The following is a 22,765-nucleotide window of genomic DNA, read 5'->3' as shown; positions in this document are numbered from 1 at the left end:
TACAATAGAGAGAAGTCATTTTTAGACTAGAAATAGGAGAAAACATGAAAAAATTATGCTTATCTATCCTTGCTAGCCTAGCCCTTACCTTAGGACTAGTTAGCCAAGTCCAAGCCGACGAATATTTACGCATTGGGATGGAGGCAGCTTACGCTCCCTTCAACTGGACCCAAGACGACGATAGTAATGGCGCCGTCAAAATCGATGGTACCAATCAATATGCCAACGGCTACGATGTTCAAATCGCTAAAAAGATTGCCAAAGACTTAGGTAAGGAACCTTTGGTCGTTAAAACCAAGTGGGAAGGACTTGTTCCTGCTCTTACTTCTGGCAAAATCGATATGATCATTGCTGGTATGAGCCCTACCGCTGAACGTAAACAAGAAATTGCTTTTTCAAGCAGTTACTATACTAGCGAACCCGTTCTATTGGTAAAAAAGGACTCTGCCTATGCAAATGCCAAATCTTTAGAGGACTTTAGCGGGGCAAAAATCACGTCTCAACAAGGTGTTTACCTTTATGACCTGATTTCCCAAATTTCAGGTGCAAAAAAAGAAACAGCTATGGGCGACTTTGCTCAAATGCGTCAAGCACTTGAAGCTGGTGTTATCGATGCCTATGTTTCTGAACGACCTGAAGCAATGACCGCTGAGTCTGCCAACGCTAAGTTCAAAATGATTCAACCCCAACCAGGTTTCAAAACTGGCGAAGAAGACACAGCTATTGCCATTGGGCTTCGCAAGGGCGATAGTCGCATCAGCCAAATCAATGCCAGCATCGAAACCATTTCCAAGGACGAACAAGTAGCTCTCATGGATCGGATGATTAAAGAGCAGCCAGTGGAGGCGACAACAACTGAGGAAGAAAGTAGCTTCTTTAGTCAAGTCGCTAAGATCCTTTCTGAAAACTGGCAACAACTCCTGCGTGGTGCTGGCATCACACTCTTGATCTCCATTATCGGAACCATCGCAGGGCTTATTATCGGGCTTGCAATCGGAGTCTTCCGTACGGCCCCTCTATCTGAAAACAAGGCCATCTATGGCTTGCAAAAACTACTTGGCTGGATCCTTAATGTCTATATTGAAATTTTCCGTGGTACGCCTATGATCGTTCAATCTATGGTTATCTACTACGGTACAGCACAAGCCTTCGGTATTAACCTTGACCGTACACTGGCTGCCATCTTCATCGTTTCAATCAACACGGGTGCCTACATGACAGAAATCGTCCGTGGAGGTATCCTAGCAGTCGACAAGGGACAATTTGAAGCCGCAACTGCTCTTGGTATGACCCATAATCAAACCATGCGCAAGGTTGTCCTCCCTCAGGTCGTTCGCAATATCTTACCTGCTACTGGTAATGAGTTTGTCATCAATATCAAAGATACCTCTGTACTGAATGTTATCTCTGTGGTGGAACTCTACTTCTCTGGTAATACTGTGGCCACCCAAACTTATCAATACTTCCAGACATTTACAATCATCGCCGTGATTTACTTTGTCCTCACCTTCACAGTGACCCGTATCTTGCGCTTCATCGAAAGACGCATGGACATGGATACCTACACTACAGGTGCTAATCAAATGCAAACGGAGGACTTGAAATAATGAATCAACCCATTCTTGAAATTAAACACCTCAAAAAATCCTATGGACAAAATGAAGTCTTAAAAGATATTTCTCTGTCAGTTCACAAAGGAGAGGTTATCTCCATCATCGGGAGCTCAGGAAGCGGAAAATCAACCTTCCTACGTTCTATCAACCTACTTGAAACACCTACTGAAGGGGAAATTCTCTACCGAGGAGAAAACGTCCTTGCGAAAGGCTATGACCTTACTCACTATCGGGAAAAACTCGGAATGGTTTTTCAATCCTTCAACCTCTTTGAAAACCTCGATGTTCTCGAAAATACGATCGTCGCCCAAACGACTGTCCTTAAACGAGAACGCTCTGAAGCTGAAAAAATTGCCAAAGAAAATCTTGAAAAAGTTGGCATGGGAGAACGCTATTGGCAAGCCAAAACAAAACAACTCTCTGGTGGCCAGAAGCAACGTGTAGCCATCGCACGCGCCCTCTCCATGAATCCTGACGCCATCCTTTTCGACGAACCAACATCTGCTCTGGATCCAGAAATGGTCGGTGAAGTCCTTAAAATCATGCAAGACCTGGCTCAAGAAGGCCTGACTATGATCGTCGTCACCCACGAAATGGAATTCGCCCGCGATGTCTCACACCGTGTCATCTTTATGGATAAGGGCCTCATCGCTGAAGAAGGCAAGCCAGAAGACCTCTTCACGAACCCTAAAGAAGAACGAACACGAGAGTTTCTTCAGCGCTATCTCAAATAACAAACAAAGACTGCATAAAATATGTAGTCTTTTTACTAACTCTTTGCAAAACAAAAGGCAGATTCATTTTAAGAATCTGCCTGTAAGCCTAGTTTAATCTTCAAATTTTTCATGATTCTTATCATAAAAATCAATCAAGCCTAGGGCTGTTTCAAATGAAATATTTTTCACTTTTGCACGACCTTGTGCCAAAGCAATAATTGACATTTCACGTGCATTTGTTTCCTTAGAGATACGGTAACCTGTGATTTTCTTATCACGAACCCAGCCAACAACTGATTCTACTTTTTCAAAGTTTGATTTAGCCATGTTCTTCTCCTATTTTGTTCTTTACGATACTGAAATATATCCATTCTTTTAGGATTATCTACAAAAAACATCTACTTATTGAAAACAAATAATGAATTGTTATTACTTAGCTTTTAAAGCTGATAATATGCTTGTTCGTATATCTTCAACTCCATCAGGATTTGCTGGTAGGAAGATGGTATTATTGCCCTTATTGTCTGCGAAATTATTCAAAGTATCCAAATACTGATTTGTTAATAGAATGGACATAATCTGGGCTTCCGTGAGTTCAACATTGGCTCCTTTTAATTCTTGAATAGAATCAGCAAGTCCATCAACAATAGCCTTACGCTGTTCTGCAATCCCTACACCGTGTAGGCGATCTTTTTCTGCCTCTGCTTCTGCCGCGGTCACAATCTTAATCTTATCTGCTTCTGCAAGTTCTTGCGCAGCGACTCTCTTACGTTGGGCAGCATTGATTTCATTCATTGATTGTTTAACTTCAGCGTCAGGCTCAACCTTCGTAATCAATGTTTTTACAATGATGTAACCATATGTAGACATTTCTTCTGCTACTTGCTTTTGAACTTCTAATGCGATTTCATCTTTTTTCTCAAATAGTTCATCCAAGGTCAATTTAGGTACAGATGAACGCAAGGCATCCTCAATATAGGATTTGATTTGAGCTTCTGGTCTCATTAGTTTATAGTAAGCATCTGTGACATTATTCTCATTCACTCGATACTGAGTCGCCACATTCATGGTCACAAATACATTATCTTGTGTTTTTGTTTCCACGACGATCTCACTTTGCAATAGACGCAACTGCACCCTGGCCGCAATTCTATCAATTCCAAAAGGTGCTCGTACATGAATACCACTATTACTCAACTTTTGGTATTTACCAAAACGCTCGATAATAGCGACAGACTGTTGCCTTACAACGTACACAGAGCTGACAATAATCGCTGATGCAATCAGCACTAGAATAAAGAGAACAAGTAAAACATGTAAAACCATGGGAATCTCCCCCTTTCGTCACCATCATTATAGCATCATTATAGGAAATTGGCAAATAATATGATAGCAAATTTATTTTAGACTAGCATATTATACAAGGTCTCATTTCCGTTCAGATTGATATAAGATGGGTCAAACTTTTCCATCCGATGAATCAAGCCAGCATAATCATGCTTATCAGCAAGAGCAATCCCAATCAATACCGGCCCTGTCCCCTTGCTGGCCCGTTTGATATACTCAAAACGAGTGATGTCATCATTTGGTCCCAAGATGTCATTTACAAACTCACGAAGAGCCCCTGGACGTTGTGGGAAATTGACTACAAAGTAATGCTTGATGCCATCGTAAATCAAGGCACGTTCTTCCATCTCTGGCATACGGTTAATATCGTTATTTCCCCCAGAAATGATACAACAAATGGTCTTACCTTTGATATAGTCCGATAGAACTTCCAAGGCTGCAATGCTAGCCGCTCCAGCAGGTTCGGCGACAATTCCTTGCTTGGAATAAAGATCAATCAAGGTCTCCGAAATCAAACCCTCATCTACTCCAATAAGAGTTTCAACATTCTGACGAGTTGCTTCATAGGTCAACTGTCCAACTTTCTGTACAGCTATCCCATCAGCAAACTTATCAATTTCTTTGAGCTTAACTGGTCCCCCAGCCTCAAAGGCAGCTTTCATAGAGCGGGCTCCATTGGCTTCTACACCAATTACTTCGATAGCGGGATTGGTTTCTTTGATATAGGTCGAAACCCCTGCAATCAGTCCGCCACCACCTACCGGAACTAGTACTGTATCAAAATCAATAGACTCTTTACGGGCTTCTTCAAGAATTTCGTAGGCCACAGTCCCTTGACCAGCTTGAACATGGATATCATCAAAAGGATCAATGAAGGTACGGTTTTCTGAAACGGTAAATTCTTGTGCTGCCTTAGCAGAAGCATCAAAGGTATCCCCAACCAACTTGATTGTCACAAACTCTCCACCGAAAAAGCGAACCTGCCCAATCTTTTGTTGCGGTGTTGTGATGGGCATAAAAATCGTTGCGGGAATCTTCATCTCCTTACAAGTGTAGGCGACACCTTGAGCGTGATTCCCCGCTGATGCACAAACCACACCACGCTCACGTTCTTCTTTTGTCAATTGTGAAATGGCATAATAGGCTCCACGAATCTTAAAGGAACGAACACGCTGAGCATTTTCCTTCTTCAAATAAATCTTAGCACCATACTTCTCCGATAAGTAATGATCATATTCCAGTGGTGTATTCACTACTACACCACTTAAAACTTTGTGGGCTTTCACCACATCTTTTGCACTTAGCATGTCTCCTCCTCAAATACTTTACAAGGTAAAAAGCGAGTTAGGTACCCCCCAACTCGCCTTCTGTTTTTATTCTAAGAATTAGTTATAGATTTTGAAAGCATCGTCGTCGTTTTTACCAACGAATGGCATTGCTTTACGTAGTTCTGCACCAACTTTTTCAATTTCAAGGTTAGCTGCTTGTTCACGGTAAGCAGTCAATTTTGGACGTCCCGCTTTATAGTCATTTACAAAGTCATTTGCAAATGTACCATTTTGGATGTCTGCCAAAACAGCTTTCATGTTTTCTTTAACTTGCTCAGTAATCACACGTGGGCCTGATACATAGTCACCGTACTCAGCAGTGTTTGAGATAGATTGACGCATTTTCTTGAATCCACCTTCATAGATCAAGTCAACGATCAATTTCATTTCATGAAGAACTTCAAAGTAAGCCAATTCTGGGGCATAGCCTGCTTCTGTCAAGACTTCAAAACCTGCTTCGATAAGGGCAGTCAAACCACCACAAAGTACAGCTTGTTCACCAAACAAATCTTCTTCAGTTTCTTCTTTGTAAGTTGTTTCAAGCAAACCTACACGAGCTGCTCCAACACCTTTACACCAGTCCATAGCAATGTTTTTCGCATTTCCTGTGGCGTCTTGGTAGACTGCATAAAGAGCTGGAACACCAAATCCTTCTTCATAAGTACGACGTACCAAGTGTCCTGGCCCTTTAGGAGCACACATGAAGACATCTACATCTGCAGGAACTTTGATAAATTCAAAGTGAATGTTGAAACCATGAGCAAATCCAACTGCATTTCCAGCTTCCAAGTTTGGAGCGATTTCTGCTTCGTACAATTCTTGTTGAATTTCGTCTGGTGCCAAGATCATGATAACGTCAGCCAATTTAGTTGCTTCTGCTACTGTGTAAGTATCAAATCCGTCTTCTTTTGCTTTGTCAAAAGATTTACCTGGACGCACACCGATGATGACATCACGACCTGAGTCACGCAAGTTTTGCGCATGCGCATGTCCTTGTGAACCATAACCGATTACGGCGATTTTTTTACCGTCAAGCGCTGCTACTTTAACATCTTTTTCGTATTCCATTTGAACTGCCATAGTTTTTCTCTCTTTTCTATTTTTTATTGCCTTATAGGCTGGTTTAACAAATTTAAGTTATTTTTTACATTGAAAATCAAAGAGTATTAATCGCGGGTAAATCCAGTTGCACCCGTACGAGCGATATTTTTAATACCATATGGTCGAATCACTCGCAATAAAGCTTCACTCTTTTCAGCATTTCCCGTCATCTGAATAGTGATTGAGCTTGGAGCCACATCTACTACCGTTGCACGGAAAGGTTGGATAATGGCCAAGATTTCTGCACGCTTTTCAGCAGGAGCAGATACCTTCACCAAGATAACCTCTCTTTCCAAGTGTGGTTTATCTGTGATATCTCGAATGCGAATCACATCAATCTGACGATTGAGTTGCTTAATGATTTGCTCTACTTCATCGTGTGAAGCTACATCGATAATGATAGTAATCCGTGATACATCAGGATTCTCTGTCGCACCAACTGAGATACTCTCAATGTTGACCTGACGACGAGATAGGACACCTGTAAAGCGATTGAGGACTCCCGAACGATTTTGTAGTTTTGCTGTTAACATTCTACGCATGGAACTTCACCCCCAACATCTCATGATTGCTCTTCCCAGCTGGTACCATTGGTAAAACCTGTTCCTTACGAGAAATATCCACCTCGATAAACATCGGCACATCCTCCAGAATGGATTCTAGATCCTTCTCTATCGTCTCTGGATTATCAAATTTATAGTTTTTGATGCCGTAAGCCTGTGCCATCAGCTGGAAGTCAGGAAGTGTATCAAAGACTGACTCAGAAGTTCTACCGTCATAGAAGGATTCCTGCCACTGACGAACCATTCCTAGTGAGTGGTTATTCAGCATCACGACTTTAATGGGTACCTTGTAGATATTTAGGATGGCTAGTTCTTGGTTGGTCATTTGGAAGCCACCATCACCGACAAAAAGAACTACTTCTTTTTCTGGATTGGCAATCTTGGCTCCGATAGCTGCAGGAACTCCGAACCCCATGGTACCCAAACCACCTGAAGTGACTAATTGACGCTCATTTTGGTAAGGATAATACTGAGCTGTCCACATTTGATGTTGCCCTACGTCTGTGACAACAATGGCATCTCCATTCGTCAACTCGCCGATGCGTTCAATAACGGCCTGAGGTTGAACCACACGTTCTTTCTTATCATAAGAACGAACACGATTCTTGTCCTTAGTGACTTTTTCAATCCACTTTTCAGTATTGTTATGAACAGTTGGTTCTTCCAATAGCATCTGCAAGGCTTTCTTAGCGTCCCCAACCACTGGAATATCTGCACTGATAATCTTACCAATCTCAGCTGGATCTATATCGATATGAGCAACCTTGGCATTTTTAGCAAAGGTCTTAGGATTTCCAGTTAAGCGGTCATCGAAACGGCAACCAATACTAATCATAAAGTCCGCTTCGGTCATGGCAATGTTAGCTGCGAAAGAACCGTGCATACCTCCCATTCCTAGGAAGAGCGGATGGCTAGTCGCAATCGTACCTTGCCCCAAAAGACTGGTCACGACTGGAATTTGGTAACGTTCAGCAAACTCATTGAGCTCGGCAGCTGCTTCTGCATAACTAACCCCGCCACCAGCTAGCAATACAGGTTTCTTAGCCTTAGACAATTGTTTCAAGATTTTCTTGATTTGCATGTCATTCGGATCAAGCGTCGGTTGATAGCTTGGTAAATTTACCTCTGGTGAATAGATGAAGTCCGTCTCTAAGGCAGATACATCCTTTGGCAAGTCGATCACAACTGGGCCAGGACGACCTGTGGTCGCAATATGGACAGCTTCCGTAATGATACGAGGAATGTCAGCTGTCTCACGGACTTGGTAATTATACTTAGTAATAGGCATGGTAATACCGACAATGTCCGCCTCCTGAAAGGCATCCTTCCCAATGCCTGCTCGAGCGACTTGTCCCGTAAAGACCAAAAGGGGAACGCTATCGCTCATGGCATCCGCGATTCCTGTAATGGCATTTGTTGCTCCCGGTCCACTCGTGACGACGGCAACGCCCAACTTTCCAGTTGATTTGGCATAGCCTTCAGCTTCGTGCAAACACCCTTGCTCATGGCGACCTAAGATGTGGCGGATACCTTTAAAATTATAAATCGCATCATATAAAGGCAAGACAGCCCCACCAGGATAACCAAATATAGTATCAATTCCTAAATCACGGAGTGTTTCCAAAACTAGATCCGATCCCGTCTTAGGAGCGTCTAAACTGATTTTCTCCATTGTTCCCCTTTCTCTTCTCTTAAAAATAGCTTGTTACTATCATACCATTTTTTCAAAAATTTTCAAGACAAAAGAAGCAATTTTCTGAATTTTCTATCTAAACGTGTTTTTATGAATGTTTTTCCTATTTTTATAAATATGAATAGGGAATTGAACGATTTTATTATTTCCAAATTTAATTTAGAGTATATTTTTCTAACCTTCCTTGATATAGAACATAAAAAGGAAGCCACTAAGTGACTTCCTTCTAGAGCGAGGACTGATTAGTCTTCACCTTTATTTTTCTTAATGATTTCTTCTTGTACTGACTTAGGTACATCTTCGTAGTGGTCAAATACCATCATGAAGGTACCACGTCCTTGAGATGCTGAACGAAGAACAGTTGCGTAACCAAACATTTCAGCAAGTGGAACGTAAGCACGTACGATTTGACTGTTACCGTGTGCTTCCATACCATCAACACGTCCACGACGAGCAGTTACGTGACCCATAACATCACCAAGGTTTTCTTCAGGAACAGTGATGGTTACAAGCATCATTGGCTCAAGGATAGCTGGTTGTGCAGTCTTAGCAGCTTCTTTAAGAGCAAGTGAAGCCGCGATCTTGAAGGCAGTTTCAGATGAGTCGACATCGTGGTATGAACCATCGTAAAGCTTAGCTTTAACGTCAACCATTGGGTAACCAGCAAGAACACCGTTAGCCATAGATTCTACCAAACCTTTTTCAACCGCTGGGATAAATTCACGAGGAACCACACCACCGACGATTGCGTTTTCGAATTCGAATCCTTTACCTTCTTCGTTTGGAGTAAATTCAATCCATACATCACCGAATTGACCTTTACCACCAGACTGACGTTTGAAGAATCCACGTGCTTGAGTAGAAGCGCGGAATGTTTCACGGTAAGATACTTGAGGAGCACCTACGTTCGCTTCAACTTTGAACTCACGACGCATACGGTCAACAAGGACGTCAAGGTGAAGCTCACCCATACCAGAGATAACTGTTTCACCAGTTTCAACGTTTGTTTCAACGCGGAATGTTGGATCTTCTTCAGCCAATTTTTGAAGGGCAATACCCATCTTGTCTTGGTCTGCTTTAGATTTTGGCTCAACCATCAATTGGATAACTGGTTCTGGAACGTTGATTGACTCAAGGATGATTTTAGCTTTTTCATCTGTCAATGAGTCACCAGTGGTAGTATCTTTCAAACCAACGGCAGCAGCGATATCACCTGAGTAAACAGTGTCAATTTCTTGACGGCTGTTAGCGTGCATTTGAAGGATACGTCCAATACGTTCACGTTTACCTTTAGAAGTGTTCAATACGTAAGAACCTGATTGAAGAACACCTGAGTATACACGGAAGAATGTCAAACGACCTACGAATGGGTCAGTCATAATCTTGAAGGCAAGAGCTGCAAATGGCTCTTCGTCAGATGCAGGACGAGTTTCTTCTTCATCTGTATCTGGGTTGATACCTTTGATCGCTGGGATGTCAAGTGGGCTTGGAAGGTAGTCGATAACCGCATCAAGCATCAATTGAACACCTTTGTTCTTGAAGGCTGATCCACATAATACTGGGAAGAATTCAACGTTGATAGTCGCTTTACGGATACCAGCTTTCAATTCTTCGTTAGTGATTTCTTCACCTTCAAGGTATTTCATCATCAATTCTTCGTCAGTTTCAGCAACTGCTTCGATCAGTTTTTCACGGTATTCTTGAGCTTGGTCAAGGTATTCAGCTGGAATATCTTCTTCAAGGATATCTGTACCAAGGTCGTTAGTATAGATTTCAGCTTTCATCTTGATCAAGTCGATGATACCACGGAAGTCATCTTCAGAACCGATTGGCAATTGGATTGGGTGTGCATTTGCTTGAAGACGATCGTGAAGTGTGCTTACAGAGTAAAGGAAATCAGCACCGATTTTGTCCATTTTGTTAGCAAATACGATACGTGGAACTCCGTACTCAGTTGCTTGACGCCAAACTGTTTCAGTTTGAGGCTCAACACCTGATTGTGAGTCAAGAACAGTAACCGCACCGTCCAATACACGAAGAGAACGTTGTACTTCGATTGTGAAGTCCACGTGTCCTGGTGTGTCGATGATGTTTACGCGGTGGTTATTCCATTGAGCTGTTGTCGCAGCAGATGTGATAGTGATACCACGTTCTTGCTCTTGCTCCATCCAGTCCATTTGTGACGCACCTTCGTGAGTTTCACCGATTTTGTGGATTTTACCAGTGTAGTAAAGAATACGCTCAGTAGTTGTTGTTTTACCGGCATCGACGTGAGCCATGATACCGATATTACGAGTTTTTTCAAGTGAAAATTCGCGTGCCATGAGGTTTGTTTCTCCTATTTATTTTAATTTCTATTCTATTATAACACGATTTTAATAAAAACGGATAGGCAGGACCTACCCGTTCTCAATGTTTATCTTGTTTTTGTTGGTTTCAACTTGTAGACAAATTGAATTGAACTCGGGCTAAAAGCTTAAGATAGCTGAGTTGAACTCAAGCTAAAAGTCTGGAGAAAAAGATGAATCTCATTGGTTGCAATCGCAACCTACTTCGATTCCCTATTTTCTCTGGGACTTTCTTAACGCTTTCGTATCCTATCTTACCAACGGAAGTGTGCGAAGGCACGGTTAGCTTCAGCCATACGGTGAGTGTCTTCACGTTTCTTAACAGCTGCACCAGTGTTGTTAGCAGCGTCCAAGATTTCTTTTGCAAGACGGTCTTGCATTGTGTGTTCACCACGAAGGCGAGCGATTGTTACCAACCAACGAAGTCCAAGTGTTGTACGACGTTCTGGACGAACTTCAACTGGAACTTGGTAGTTAGATCCACCAACACGACGTGCACGTACTTCAAGTACAGGCATGATGTTTTCCATAGCTGTTTCAAATACTTCAAGTGCATCGTTTCCAGTAGCTTCTTTGATTTGCTCAAAAGCACCGTAAACGATTGAAGCAGCTGTACCACGTTTACCATCAAGCATAACGCGGTTGATAAGACGAGTAACTAGTTGTGAATTGTAAAGCGGATCTGGCAATACGTCACGTTTTGGAGCTCTATTTTTACGACTCATTTCTCTTTATCCCCTTTCCTTATGCTTTTGGACGTTTAGTACCGTATTTAGAACGGCCTTGTTTACGATCGTTAACACCTGCAGTATCAAGTGCACCACGGACGATATGGTAACGTACCCCTGGAAGGTCTTTTACACGTCCACCGCGAAGAAGCACCACGCTGTGCTCTTGCAAGTTGTGTCCGATACCTGGGATGTAGGCAGTAACTTCGATAAGGTTGCTCAAACGTACACGAGCGAATTTACGAAGGGCTGAGTTAGGTTTTTTAGGTGTCATTGTTCCAACACGAGTTGCAACACCACGTTTTTGTGGTGAAGAAACGTTTGTTTGAACTTTTTTATGACTGTTGTAACCAACGTTCAAAGCTGGTGATTTAGATTTTTCTACTTTTGATTTACGCGGTTTGCGAACCAATTGGTTAATTGTAGGCATCTACATTCTCCTGTGTTTTTTTATTTTTGGTGATGATACACTTGGTGACAGCTACCATCTGTGTGTACTTTTGCAACATTTGTCAGCACGTCCCTGTACACTTTTGAGAGACCAAAAGTAAAAAGTACCGTCTATTATTGTAACACATTTTTTCCTTCATTGTCAAGATGTTTTTCATTTTTATTCTGATCTTTTAACTCTTTGACACTAGCTCTCACCGCTTTTTTAAACAAAAAAGGAGGCAATTTTGCCTCCTACTTTCTAGTATAGATTTCCTTCAATTTAGCAATCATTTGAGTTGTTTTTTATCTTTCTTATCAAAGCCAACCAGATTCTTTTGCAATGTTGGCTGCCTCTGTTCGATTACCAGCATCTAGTTTCGAAAGAATATTGGTGACATAGTTTCGGACGGTTCCATTTGATAGATAGAGTTGGTCTGCGATTTCTTGGTTAGACAAGCCCTGAGCGATTCCCTTTAAAACAGCGATTTCTTGCTCTGTTAACGGGTTAGGATGCGTCATCACCACTTCCATCAATTCAGGCGAATATTCCTTACGTCCTTCGAGAACCGTGTGCAAGGTTTGCATGAGGTCTGCAATGCTTCTTTCTTTTAAGACATAAGCATCCACTCCAGCCTTGATTGCACGTTCAAAATAGCCGGGGCGCTTGAAGGTCGTCACCACAACCACCTTTGTTTCTAGCTTTTCTGCTTGTATCCACTCCAAGACTTCGAGGCCTGTCTTAACAGGCATCTCTACATCAAGAATGGCGATATCTACAGACTCTTTTTCTAGGAGTTGGATTGCTTCTTGGCCATCCTTGGCTTGTAGGACATACTCCACATCTGGTTGAAAGGTAAGCAACTGGCACATAGCATCTCGCAACATACTTTGATCTTCTGCAACAAGTAGTTTCATCTTAGTTTCTCTCCTTATAAGGTAGTCGAACCTGCACTTCCGTTGGATGCTTCTGACTGATCACTTTTACTTCTCCTGAAAAAGAAAGAACACGGTCTCGAACGGTATGGAGCTCATCTCCTTTTAGAGAAGCAAAGCCACAGCCATCATCTCTCACTGTTAAAATGAGTTCTTTTTCTGTCCGCTCGGATTTCAAATAGGCTTTAGACGCTTTGGCATGTTTGATGATATTGGTCACCAACTCAAGCAAAATCATGGAAGCCGTTGACTCCAATTCCTGAGTTAGGCTAGCAGTATCTAGTTGGTGACTGATTTCCGTTTCAATTCCTGCAATTTCCAGCATTTTTTTAACAGTCGAAAACTCGGAGGCAAGGGTTCTTGTTTTAAGATTTTCGATAATTGTACGAACTTCATTCATGGATTCTTTACTGATCTGATGAATTTCTTTTAATTCTTTTTCCACTTGAGGATAGGCCTGCATTTGAAGAAGTTGGAGGGCAAGGTCCGTCTTCACACTCAGCATGGCAAAAGTATGGCCTAGACTGTCATGGAGATCCTGACCGATACGACTGCGTTCATTTTCAGCCAAGAAAAGATTGAGCTTAGCATTTTGCTTTCTCTTTTCTTCTTTTATTTCCTCCGACACTCGAATCCGATAGAGACCAAAGGTAAAGGCATCCGAAAAGACAAAGGTCACCAAGAAAAACAGCAATTGCCAAGGACTAACATGATTGACCATATAAATCCCGGTTAAAATCAATGGCTGCAAGACAACAAAACTGACAAAACGCCAAGAGTGAAGAGAAATCTCATCCAGCTCATAAATGAGGAGGTTAGATAAGTAAAAGATAAACCATGTGAAACCCGAATTCAGCCAAACCGATGTATAAAAAATGTAGGCAATCATGGCCCACCAAGCCAGCCACTGCACAGTGCGGTTTTGACTTAATAAAATCGAATAAAAGGCTAGGACAAATAATAATGTCCAGAACAAGGTTAAAAGCGGGTACTCTCCACTGATGACACCCGCTATAGGAAAGATGATAAACACTGTTGAAATATGAAACATATAATGAGTGTTTTTTAATTTTTCCAACATAGATTTATTTTACCTCGATCCGTTTTTTCAGCTGGATTACCAGTACACCAAAGAAAACTGTATAACCTAGTACAACCAAGGCAGCAAGAACGTTAAACTCGTGGTGCTCCATATAAGTAGAGACAACCTGCATCAGTTGATAGGTTGGAGTCAGTTTTCCAATGGATTGGAGCCATTCTGGGAAGGAACTCAAAGGGAACCAGAGTCCACCTAGGACAGCCAAAGCGATATAGGCAATATTTCCAATCACCGTCATCAATTGAGCACTGGGAAGCAAACTCACCAAGACACCCATGCTGATAAAGACCACGCTTCCGACCAGCAACATAACTCCAATCACCAACCAATCAAGCCAAGGAAGAGTCACTCCACGGACAAAATGACCAACCGAAAAGACAACAATAATTGATAACAAGAAAGTCAGTAGGGTACTGAACAGTTTTGATACATAATATTCTACCATAGATACGGGAGAATGTTGAATCAATTTTTGCCAGTTGTTTGTCTTATCAGACTCGAGTGTGCTAGGGATGCTGAAAAAGGCGCTTGACATGATACTAAAGAGCGTCATGGCAAAAAGATAGGCTTGAAGAGCAATTTCTGGAATGTCTGAGCCTGACATCATACCAGAAAAAATAAGGTAAAACACACTTGGGAGTCCGATGGACAGCAAGTAGTAGACAGCTTGCCGTTTCATCAGAATGATTTCCACTTTCATGAGACTTGTCATATTTTTCATCGTCAATCTCCTTTAGTCTTGAGTCGTTTCGAAGATACTGTCTAAGAGAGTTCGATTCCGAACTTCAATTTCTTCGATCGTGCAACCCTGTTCTTGCAAGACTTTCCATACCTGGCTGGCTTCTTTGGTTGTGAAGGAAAGAGCATTTTGCTTGATTTCAATCTCTTGAACCATAGTCAGGGTACTGACAAAATCCTGATAAGTTAGAGGTACCGTAAAGTGTTTTTCTTGTTCTTCACCACGCATGGCATAAGGCGTCGTATCGCGAATCAATTCTCCCTTGTGGAGGACCAAAATGCGGTCAGCCGTATGCTCCACCTCTTCGATATAGTGAGAAGAATAGACAATGGTCACACCATTTTTCTTTAACTGATTGACAATTTCCCAAAAATGCTGACGTGTCGAGGTATCCATGGCAGCAGTTGGCTCGTCTAAAAATAGAATTTTCGGACGACCGATTAAAGCCAACACAAAAGAGAACAAACGTTTTTGCCCACCAGACAACTTGCCCGCTAGCTGATTTTTCTGCTTGTCTGAGAATCTCAGCAAGTCATCAATTTCTTTGTCTGAGAGACTGTCGGGATAAAGTGACTTGAAAAATGATAGAAGTTCTTTCACTTTCAAGCTTTGAACAACTGCATTTTCTTGAGGCAAGACAGAAATAAGCTGCTTTAATCGAGGATCTGTTGGTGCAAACCCTTGAATGGCTATCTGACCTGAGCTCATGAACTTGTCGCCCAAGAGGCAATCAATCAAGGTTGTTTTACCTGCTCCGTTAGGCCCGATCAAGGCGACACATTCACCATGGTGGATTTCAAAAGAGATGTTCCGCAAGATCTCCTTGTCTTTTATTTTCTTACTCAATTTCTCAACTTTAATCACAGTCATGAGATTCTCCTTTCAACCACTCCATTCCCATAGGGAAAACAACGAAAATCATAAATCCAAAACCCCAAGCACCACGAATGAATTGGCGAAGCAAGGTTTGGTCAAACCAACCAGTAAACATTTCCACTAACCATACCAAGAGTGACAGGCCGATAAAGAAATAGATGATTGTTTTTTTCATTCCTCAAACTCCTTTTTCACATCTCTGAATAATTTCAAACCTTCTCTGACAAGCCAAGACATCATTCCAAAGCCAGCAAAGAGCTCCCAAGGAAAATGATAGAAACCCTCATCCAATCCTGAAAACATGAGATAGGTCATAACTCCCGCTGCTACTAAACTCACTGCGATAATCATTTTATTTTTCATTTCTTCTTCCTCCAGTTTCTACTTCAATTATAGTCTTTTGAAGTTGGCGGAGCTAGATGCTTCTGTCACTGGGAAATATGACAAATGTCATAAAAAAAGAAAGTTGCAAAATCAACTTTCTTTTTAATCTATTAAATTTTTATTCCACACTGAAAAGATATGGGTAAACTGGTTGTTGTCCTTGGTGGATTTCGACTTCAACGTCTTCGAATTCTTCTGCGATTTCTTGGGCAATTTCATTGGCAAGTTCTTCGCTTCCGTCTTCACCGACATAGAAAGTCACGATTTCACTATCTTCGTTTAGCATGTGTTTCAATGTTTCAGTCAAGGTTTGGTGCATGTCAGGGTTTGACACAAGGATTTTGCCATCTACCATACCAAGATTGTCATTTTCATGAATTTCCAAGCCATCGATAGTTGTGTCGCGAACGGCAGTCGTTACACTACCGCTGATGACATCACCAAGGGCTGCAGTCATGCGTTCTTTGTTTTCTTCGATTGATTTGCTTGGATCAAAGGCAAGAAGACTGGTCAACCCTTGAGGAATTGTACGTGCTTCTACCACAACAGCTGGTTGTTCCAATACCTCTGCGGCAGATTGAGCTGCCATAAAGATATTTTTGTTGTTTGGCAAGAAGATGATGTTACGAGCATTAACTTGCTCAACAGCCTTGATAAAGTCCTCTGTTGAAGGATTCATCGTTTGACCACCTTCGATGACATAATCCACACCTTGAGCACGGAAGATATCTGCCAAGCCTTGACCAGCTACTACTGCGATAAGGGCATATTCCTTCTCTTCAGCTGGCTTGCTGACTTGTGCTGCTTCTTTTTCAACTTGTGCTTCGTGTTGGTTGCGCATGTTGTCCACTTTAACCTTGACCAAGCTACCATATTTAAGCCCTTCTTGCATAACAAGACCTGGATCTTCTGTATGGACGTGGACTTTGACGATTTCATCATCGTTGACAACAAGGAGCGAGTCCCCAAGTTCATTCAAGTAGTTACGGAATTCATCATAATCAAAATCTTTGGCATAAGTTGGACCTTGTTTGAGAGCAACCATAATCTCAGTACAGTAACCAAAAGTGATATCTTCTGTTGCCACATGACCTGCTACAGACTTGTGGTGCTCTGCATTAATCATTTCACTCATGTTGGCAGGAGTTGCTACAAAGTCCTCAGAAGCGCTGTATTCACCAGTGAGTGCTGAAAGGAAACCTTCATAGATGAAGACCAAACCTTGACCGCCTGAGTCTACCACACCAACCTCCTTAAGAACTGGAAGCATTTCCGGTGTCTTAGCTAGAGCTCTCTTAGCACCTTCCAAGGCCGCACGCATGACCTCAACAGCATCATCTGTCTCCTCAGCTTTTTTCTTGGCACCGATAGCTGCTCCACGAGAAACTGTCAAAATAGTTCCCTCAACTGGTTTCATAACCGCCTTGTAGGCTACTTCGACACCAGATTGGAAAGCAAGAGCCAAGTCTTGACCTGTTAATTCATCTTTATCTTTGATAGCTTGGGAGAATCCACGGAAAAGTTGAGACGTGATAACTCCTGAGTTTCCACGCGCACCCATCAAGAGCCCCTTAGCAAGAATGCTCGCTACTTCTCCAACTGTAGAAGCTGGCTTGTCTGCTACTTCTTTGGCACCATTCTCGATGGTCATTCCCATGTTTGTCCCAGTATCTCCATCTGGAACTGGAAAGACGTTTAATGAATTGACATATTCTGCTTGCTTATTCAAACGAGTTGATGCAGCCTGCACCATCTCTTGAAATAAGCTGGTAGTAATTTTTGACACGATTATTCTCCTACAACTTTGATATTTTGAATGTAGACATTCACAGTCTGAGCAGTGATTCCTAGTTGGTTTTCCAAACTAAAACGAACACGCTCTTGGATGTTTTTTGAGACTTCACTAATCTTTGTTCCGTAGCTCAAGACGGTATAAACATCAACTGCAATACTGCCATCCTCGGCTGCCTTCACGACAACACCTTTTGCATAATTTTCCTTACCAAGAAGGGCTTGGAAATTATCTTTGAGGGTATTTTTGCTAGCCATACCGACCACACCAAAAATCTCAGTTGCTGCACCACCTACAACGGTTGCAATCACTTCATCTGTCAGTTCGATTTGACCATCTTTTGTATTAATTTTTACAGTCATTTTTTTTACCTCAACTAGTTGATACTCTATTTTATCATATTTCAGCCCAAGTGTAAAAGCAGAATGCTGTATCGGCGGATATTTACTCTATTTTTCAAATGATTTTATCCATAGAGCAAAAGAAAAAGACCTAAGCGGTCTTTTCATCTTTATTAAACGCGTTCAACTTTACCTGATTTCAAAGCACGAGCTGAAGCCCAAACTTTTTTAGGTTTACCATCGATAAGAACAGTAACTTTTTGAAGGTTTGGTTTTACGGCACGTTTTGTTTGGTTCATCGCGTGTGAACGGTTGTTTCCTGATACAGTCTTACGACCTGTAAAGTAACATACTTTAGCCATTGTGTTTTCCTCCTATTAGATCTAATATAGCGGATGTGCTAGCACCACATACCGTACTATGTTATCACACTTTCTCTATTTTGGCAAGGAAATTAGGAGACTTTTTTTATTTAACGTAAACAACTCCAAGTTTACCAAAAGCGACTTCCCCACGGATAATCAAGGTTTTGTTTGTTGGGGCTACAGGAGCATCTGCCTTAGCTGCACCAAAGGAGGTTTCTACTTTCAAATCGACACGCCAGTGTTGTGGAACATAGACGGTTGCATTCCCGAAGGCCACTTCAATATTTAAAGTTGCAAAATCACCTAGCATCTCTGCATTATCATAGTAGATTTTAGCATCCCCAAAAGCGACTTCCACTTGGTCATCTACGAGATCTTGATCTTGCTTATAGAAGGTCCCGCTCCCAAAAGCGACTTCCTTATCCGTGACGACTGTTTTTTTCCCATTGTACCACCATTTTTTTTCATTCCAGAACTTACTTGAATGCGTCAGATAACCAACACCTAGCACTGCTAAGATACTAGCCCAAAACAAAGACTGGTTTGGAATAGGAAAAATGTTATAAAAATGATTCGCAATCATTAAGGCTACTAGAGCGGTAAAAACTGCTGATGTTAGATGACGACGAAGCAAAGCTTCAACTGATTGGTAAGCAAAAAAGGCGATACCAATCAAAGGCCATATCTTACCATCCAAAGAAGGAATGCCAAAATTTCCTTGCAGCAAGATCCAGGCTGCTAAAACCAATAAAACAATACCAAATGCTTTCTTTTTCATGTCTGTTACCTCATGTTTCTTAGATTTTCTTTTAGGAGGGATTGGTAATGTCGTGAGACATGAACCTCCTTGTGCGTCTGATAAAAGGAAAGGGTGCCCGTTCCTGAAAAGGACTTGTCCACTGAGTAAATCTGACGGATGTTTGCAATAGTTGACTTGGAAACTCGACTAAAATAGCGAGGCAAGATGGACTCCAACTCATAAAGTTTGAGACGTACTTCATAGGCTTCTTTTTGGGTATGGGCGTAGATCTTGCTACCATCCGTTTCAAAGAAGAGAATTTCTGAAAGGTCTAGGTAATATTCACCTGTCCCCTTGTAAAAAGTCAACCTCGGAGCCTTGGTTTCTTGCAAGAGTCGTTGCAAGTCAGCTATCTCATCTGTCAGGGCTGCAGCCTTGATGACAATCTCTGTCTCAGTTAATTCACTATCAATCTCGATTCGTAACTTCATCCTATCTCCTTTCTGCATCTACTATACCAAAGGCCAGAAGACTTTACAAGGGCAAAAAAGCAAGTGGTCACTTTTGACCCGTAAGTGGTTACGAGGCCAAGCCCACTTGCTTTGCTTTTTACAAAATAAAGAAGAGAATTCCCCAGAGGAGACCACAGACGTAGCCAACTAAAACATCCTTGGGATAATGAACGCCACCCAAGACTCGCACAAGACCGAGAAAAGCTGATGAGACCAATAAAACCAACCCCACAGGCAGATTTGCATGCAAGCAAGCCATGGAAATGATGGTTTTTACTTTCATTAGTTACGAAATAACACATATCAAAATCAGTTTGAGCAAAGAAACTTCTTTGCTCTTTTTATCTAAGTTTTAAAATTGGAGTAATTTAAATATAAAATTAAGTCAAAAAAAACATTTTATGATATTATAGTAAAGAACAAAAGAAATTTTGTGCAATTAATTTAGAAAAAGATAAAGAGGGATCTGATATGAAAAAACAAACTATTATTGTTGGGGCCGCAATCCTAGCTGCAACCACTGGAACGACTGTATTCGCAGAGGAAGCTGAACCAACTTCTGTAGCACAACCTACTAAAGCAACTGAAGCAGCTCCAACAGCAGAAAATGCTACTCCTATTCAGAAAGCAGAAAAAGAAGTTGCGAAAACTTCAAAAGATGTAACTAACGCTGAAACTTCTGCAAAAGAAACTTTCGATAAAGAAACTCAAGCTAAATCTGATCACGATAAAGCTACAGATGAAGTAAAAGCTGCTCAAGATGCAGTTAATAAAACTAACGAAAAATTAAAAAATGCTGAAGCTACTTTAGCTAAAGATAAAGAATTAACTCCAAAATTAGAAAAAGAATTACAATCTAATAAAGACGAAGTAACAAATACAGAGAATGAAATCTCTAATACAGAAAATCAATTAACAACAGCTAAAGAAAAACAAAAAACAGAAGAAGCTAAAATTCAACCGCAAGTTGATGCTTTGAATGAAGCAACTTCTTCTAAAGAAGTTGCTCAAGATAAAGTAAATTCTATTAAACAAGATTTGAAAACAAATCAAGCAAATGAAGCTACTTTAACTAAAGAAATCAATGATTTAACTTCTGCTAAAGAAGCTGCTAACCAAAATGTAACCAAAACAAAAACAGCTTTAGATAATGCTAAAACAGCTGATAAAACTCGTGCTAACAACATTGCTTCACAAAAAACAATTGTAGCGCAAGACCAAAGAAATAAAGATAATGCTATTGCAACAGAAAAAGCAAAAACTGCTGAAAAAGAAAAATTAGCTAATGACTTGACTTCTGCTAAGAATGCACTTGCTGACAACTTGGAAATTCCAGTAACAGATGCTTATATTTCTGCTCTTAAAGCTTACAAACAAAACGATTCAACTGCTAACAGTAATGCCGTAGAAAAAATTGCTAAAGAAATCCTTAACTCAAAAGAAGTTAAAGATGCAATGAAATTACTTAAAGAAAGTGACACACGTACTGTTGACCCAACCAACCTTACAACAGAACAATTAAAAGAATTAAATATCCGTATGTCTCAATTCATTGAAGATGTACGTACTAAATTCGGAACTTTCTCTCCAACTATGGTTCGTGTAAGTGAAGAATCAGTTAACTTATCTAAACTTATCGGTGAAACATATAAAAATGCTATCCGTAAATATGCTAACACTACAAATCCTACTGTATGGAACGCAGCTGAAATGGGTCACTTGAAAAGTAGCGAATCTGTTGGTGCTAACTTAGCAAAAGCTGGTTATAACACTACAGCTGCTCCAGTTCGTATGGAAACACTTGCTTATTCACTTGAAACAAATATGACAACAATGGGCGAATTGAAAGCTGAAGTTTATAATAGTATGATTCGTTGGTTGTATGATGATGAATTGAGTGATTGGGGCCACGCTCTTATCCAATCAGGCTTGATTTGGGATTATAAGAAAACAGAATTACAAACTTTCGTAGTTCAAGACGGAAGCTATGTAATGATTGGTGCTACTGAAACAAGCTTGAAAGAACAAGATAGCACATTGAAAACTAAAGAGTATGAAATTCCAGCAACAGATTACAGCAAAACGGTTACTCGTGTAAATTCTCTTGACAAACTAATTGAAACAAACAAAGCCGAATTGGCTCAAGCTACTAAGAATGTTAAATCAACGTCTGATAAGCTTGATGCTTCAACAAAAGAATTGAAACGTTTAGAAGCAATTGAAATTCAAACTCCTAAAGCACAAACTGCTTACGACAGTGCTGTTGCTAAACAAACTCAATTAGCAAACCAATTAACAGAAAAGAATAACAATCTTACTGCTGTTCAAAACAAAAGCAAAGAATTAAATATTGCTCTACCTGAAGCTGAATCTGATTTAACTAAAGCAACTGAAACTTACAACAAAGCGAAAGCTGAATATGATAAAGTAAGTGCTGATGTAGAACGTGCTAAAGCCGAAGTTAAACGAATTGAGGCTCAATTGAAAGCACTTAATGCTAAATTGACAGAAGCAAAAAATAAAGTTACTAACACTGAAAAATCTATTGCTGAAAACAACAAAGAAATTGAAACATTAACAAATTCTATTAAAGAATTAAAAGAACAACTTAAAGATCAAAAAACTATTCTTAAAGAAAAAGTAAAAGTTCAAAAAGAAAAAGAAGAGATCTACATGAAAGCTAAAGGGGTTGCTGATGTAGAACGTGCTAAAATCAATGAACTTAAATCTAAACATGAAGTTGCGGTTACTTATTTAGAATCATTGAAATCAGAAAAAGCTCGTGAAGTACAAAAACAAAGAAAACTTGAAAAATACAATAGAATGTTCGATAAAGTATTGTACGGAACAAATACTACAGCTAATCAAAATTCTAATCACACTCTACCAGTAACTAACTCTTCTAATGAATCAGTATTACCAAATACTGGTTCAATTGAACAATCATTCATGACATATTCAGCACTTATAAGTTTAGCTACTGCAGGTTATGCTTTGGCAAGAAAGAAAAAAGAAGACTAATCCATTCTGACAATTTAAAAAAGAGAAGACAAGTTTAGACAATATCATTAAGTTAAGAAATTCAAATACGATTCTGTATTGAATTGCACCCCAAA

At 40.6% G+C, this 22,765-nt stretch carries 23 protein-coding genes and 1 pseudogene; 3 read left to right on the top strand and 21 right to left on the bottom strand.

Features of this window, described 5'->3' with window-relative positions:
* The first annotated feature begins 44 nt into the window (after positions 1-44).
* Positions 45-1,607, top strand: a complete 1,563-nt coding sequence (locus D8852_RS00235; protein ID WP_125424877.1) for an ABC transporter substrate-binding protein/permease — start codon at positions 45-47, stop codon at positions 1,605-1,607.
* Positions 1,607-2,347, top strand: coding sequence for an amino acid ABC transporter ATP-binding protein (locus tag D8852_RS00230; RefSeq protein WP_125424878.1), 741 nt, complete (start codon positions 1,607-1,609; stop codon positions 2,345-2,347). Before D8852_RS00235 ends, D8852_RS00230 begins: the two co-directional genes overlap by 1 nt.
* Before the next feature lie 93 nt (positions 2,348-2,440).
* Here the strand turns inward: D8852_RS00230 and D8852_RS00225 are convergent, their stop codons facing one another.
* From D8852_RS00225 to D8852_RS00120, 21 genes and pseudogenes are all read right to left on the bottom strand, one after another.
* Entirely contained in the window at positions 2,441-2,656 is a 216-nt protein-coding gene (locus D8852_RS00225) for a hypothetical protein (protein ID WP_001130035.1), read from the bottom strand.
* 102 nt (positions 2,657-2,758) lie between these two features.
* The gene (locus tag D8852_RS00220; protein WP_084974060.1) at positions 2,759-3,655 is read right to left on the bottom strand and encodes an SPFH domain-containing protein; all 897 of its coding nucleotides are present in this window, start codon (positions 3,653-3,655) and stop codon (positions 2,759-2,761) included.
* A 77-nt stretch (positions 3,656-3,732) separates the two neighbouring features.
* A complete protein-coding gene (ilvA, locus tag D8852_RS00215) occupies positions 3,733-4,983 on the bottom strand; it encodes a threonine ammonia-lyase IlvA (protein ID WP_125424879.1) in 1,251 nt (416 codons plus the stop codon).
* Positions 4,984-5,061: 78 nt separating this feature from the next.
* Positions 5,062-6,084: a ketol-acid reductoisomerase gene (gene ilvC / locus D8852_RS00210; RefSeq protein WP_000290685.1), complete on the bottom strand. Its 1,023-nt coding sequence runs from the start codon at positions 6,082-6,084 to the stop codon at positions 5,062-5,064.
* A gap of 86 nt (positions 6,085-6,170) precedes the next feature.
* Positions 6,171-6,647 carry an acetolactate synthase small subunit gene (gene ilvN, locus D8852_RS00205; protein ID WP_001253806.1) on the bottom strand — a complete coding sequence of 159 codons (477 nt, stop codon included), beginning with the start codon at positions 6,645-6,647 and terminating at the stop codon, positions 6,171-6,173.
* Entirely contained in the window at positions 6,640-8,340 is a 1,701-nt protein-coding gene (locus D8852_RS00200) for an acetolactate synthase large subunit (protein WP_125424880.1), read from the bottom strand. The genes ilvN and D8852_RS00200 overlap by 8 nt, the downstream gene beginning before the upstream one ends.
* 263 nt (positions 8,341-8,603) lie before the next feature.
* Positions 8,604-10,685, bottom strand: a complete 2,082-nt coding sequence (gene fusA, locus D8852_RS00195; RefSeq protein WP_000090349.1) for an elongation factor G — start codon at positions 10,683-10,685, stop codon at positions 8,604-8,606.
* A gap of 278 nt (positions 10,686-10,963) precedes the next feature.
* Complete coding sequence (gene rpsG, locus D8852_RS00190; RefSeq protein ID WP_000087873.1) at positions 10,964-11,434, bottom strand: 30S ribosomal protein S7; 471 nt, start codon at positions 11,432-11,434, stop codon at positions 10,964-10,966.
* A 19-nt stretch (positions 11,435-11,453) separates the two neighbouring features.
* On the bottom strand, positions 11,454-11,867 hold the full coding sequence (gene rpsL, locus D8852_RS00185) for a 30S ribosomal protein S12 (protein WP_001142332.1): 414 nt from the start codon (positions 11,865-11,867) through the stop codon (positions 11,454-11,456).
* 317 nt (positions 11,868-12,184) lie between these two features.
* A complete protein-coding gene (locus D8852_RS00175; protein WP_125424881.1) occupies positions 12,185-12,784 on the bottom strand; it encodes a response regulator transcription factor in 600 nt (199 codons plus the stop codon).
* A gap of 1 nt (position 12,785) precedes the next feature.
* Positions 12,786-13,883 carry a sensor histidine kinase gene (locus D8852_RS00170; RefSeq protein ID WP_125424882.1) on the bottom strand — a complete coding sequence of 366 codons (1,098 nt, stop codon included), beginning with the start codon at positions 13,881-13,883 and terminating at the stop codon, positions 12,786-12,788.
* A gap of 4 nt (positions 13,884-13,887) precedes the next feature.
* Entirely contained in the window at positions 13,888-14,622 is a 735-nt protein-coding gene (locus D8852_RS00165) for an ABC transporter permease (RefSeq protein WP_125424883.1), read from the bottom strand.
* A gap of 12 nt (positions 14,623-14,634) precedes the next feature.
* The gene (locus D8852_RS00160) at positions 14,635-15,510 is read right to left on the bottom strand and encodes an ABC transporter ATP-binding protein (RefSeq protein ID WP_000216037.1); all 876 of its coding nucleotides are present in this window, start codon (positions 15,508-15,510) and stop codon (positions 14,635-14,637) included.
* The gene (locus D8852_RS00155; RefSeq protein WP_000750981.1) at positions 15,497-15,691 is read right to left on the bottom strand and encodes a hypothetical protein; all 195 of its coding nucleotides are present in this window, start codon (positions 15,689-15,691) and stop codon (positions 15,497-15,499) included. The genes D8852_RS00160 and D8852_RS00155 overlap by 14 nt, the downstream gene beginning before the upstream one ends.
* Positions 15,688-15,894, bottom strand: a complete 207-nt coding sequence (locus D8852_RS00150) for a hypothetical protein (RefSeq protein ID WP_025168956.1) — start codon at positions 15,892-15,894, stop codon at positions 15,688-15,690. The genes D8852_RS00155 and D8852_RS00150 overlap by 4 nt, the downstream gene beginning before the upstream one ends.
* A gap of 124 nt (positions 15,895-16,018) precedes the next feature.
* On the bottom strand, positions 16,019-17,686 hold the full coding sequence (locus D8852_RS00145; protein WP_000036653.1) for a DAK2 domain-containing protein: 1,668 nt from the start codon (positions 17,684-17,686) through the stop codon (positions 16,019-16,021).
* A gap of 2 nt (positions 17,687-17,688) precedes the next feature.
* Entirely contained in the window at positions 17,689-18,054 is a 366-nt protein-coding gene (locus D8852_RS00140; RefSeq protein ID WP_000216441.1) for an Asp23/Gls24 family envelope stress response protein, read from the bottom strand.
* Positions 18,055-18,206: 152 nt separating this feature from the next.
* A complete protein-coding gene (gene rpmB, locus D8852_RS00135; protein ID WP_001140948.1) occupies positions 18,207-18,395 on the bottom strand; it encodes a 50S ribosomal protein L28 in 189 nt (62 codons plus the stop codon).
* A gap of 106 nt (positions 18,396-18,501) precedes the next feature.
* Positions 18,502-19,176, bottom strand: coding sequence for a LiaF transmembrane domain-containing protein (locus D8852_RS00130; protein ID WP_009729740.1), 675 nt, complete (start codon positions 19,174-19,176; stop codon positions 18,502-18,504).
* 5 nt (positions 19,177-19,181) lie between these two features.
* Positions 19,182-19,628, bottom strand: coding sequence for a LytTR family DNA-binding domain-containing protein (locus D8852_RS00125; RefSeq protein ID WP_125424884.1), 447 nt, complete (start codon positions 19,626-19,628; stop codon positions 19,182-19,184).
* A 118-nt stretch (positions 19,629-19,746) separates the two neighbouring features.
* Positions 19,747-19,920: pseudogene (locus D8852_RS00120) on the bottom strand (phosphatase PAP2 family protein); the annotation flags it as partial.
* Between the two features lie 200 nt (positions 19,921-20,120).
* Here D8852_RS00120 and D8852_RS00115 point away from each other — a divergent pair.
* Positions 20,121-22,670 carry an SEC10/PgrA surface exclusion domain-containing protein gene (locus D8852_RS00115; RefSeq protein ID WP_125424885.1) on the top strand — a complete coding sequence of 850 codons (2,550 nt, stop codon included), beginning with the start codon at positions 20,121-20,123 and terminating at the stop codon, positions 22,668-22,670.
* Positions 22,671-22,765: the final 95 nt, after the last annotated feature.

The organism is Streptococcus mitis (assembly GCF_003942695.1).
GTDB lineage: Bacteria > Bacillota > Bacilli > Lactobacillales > Streptococcaceae > Streptococcus > Streptococcus mitis_BD.
The sequence above is the reverse complement of the archived record's forward strand: the minus strand, read 5'-3'. Positions and strand labels throughout refer to the sequence as shown.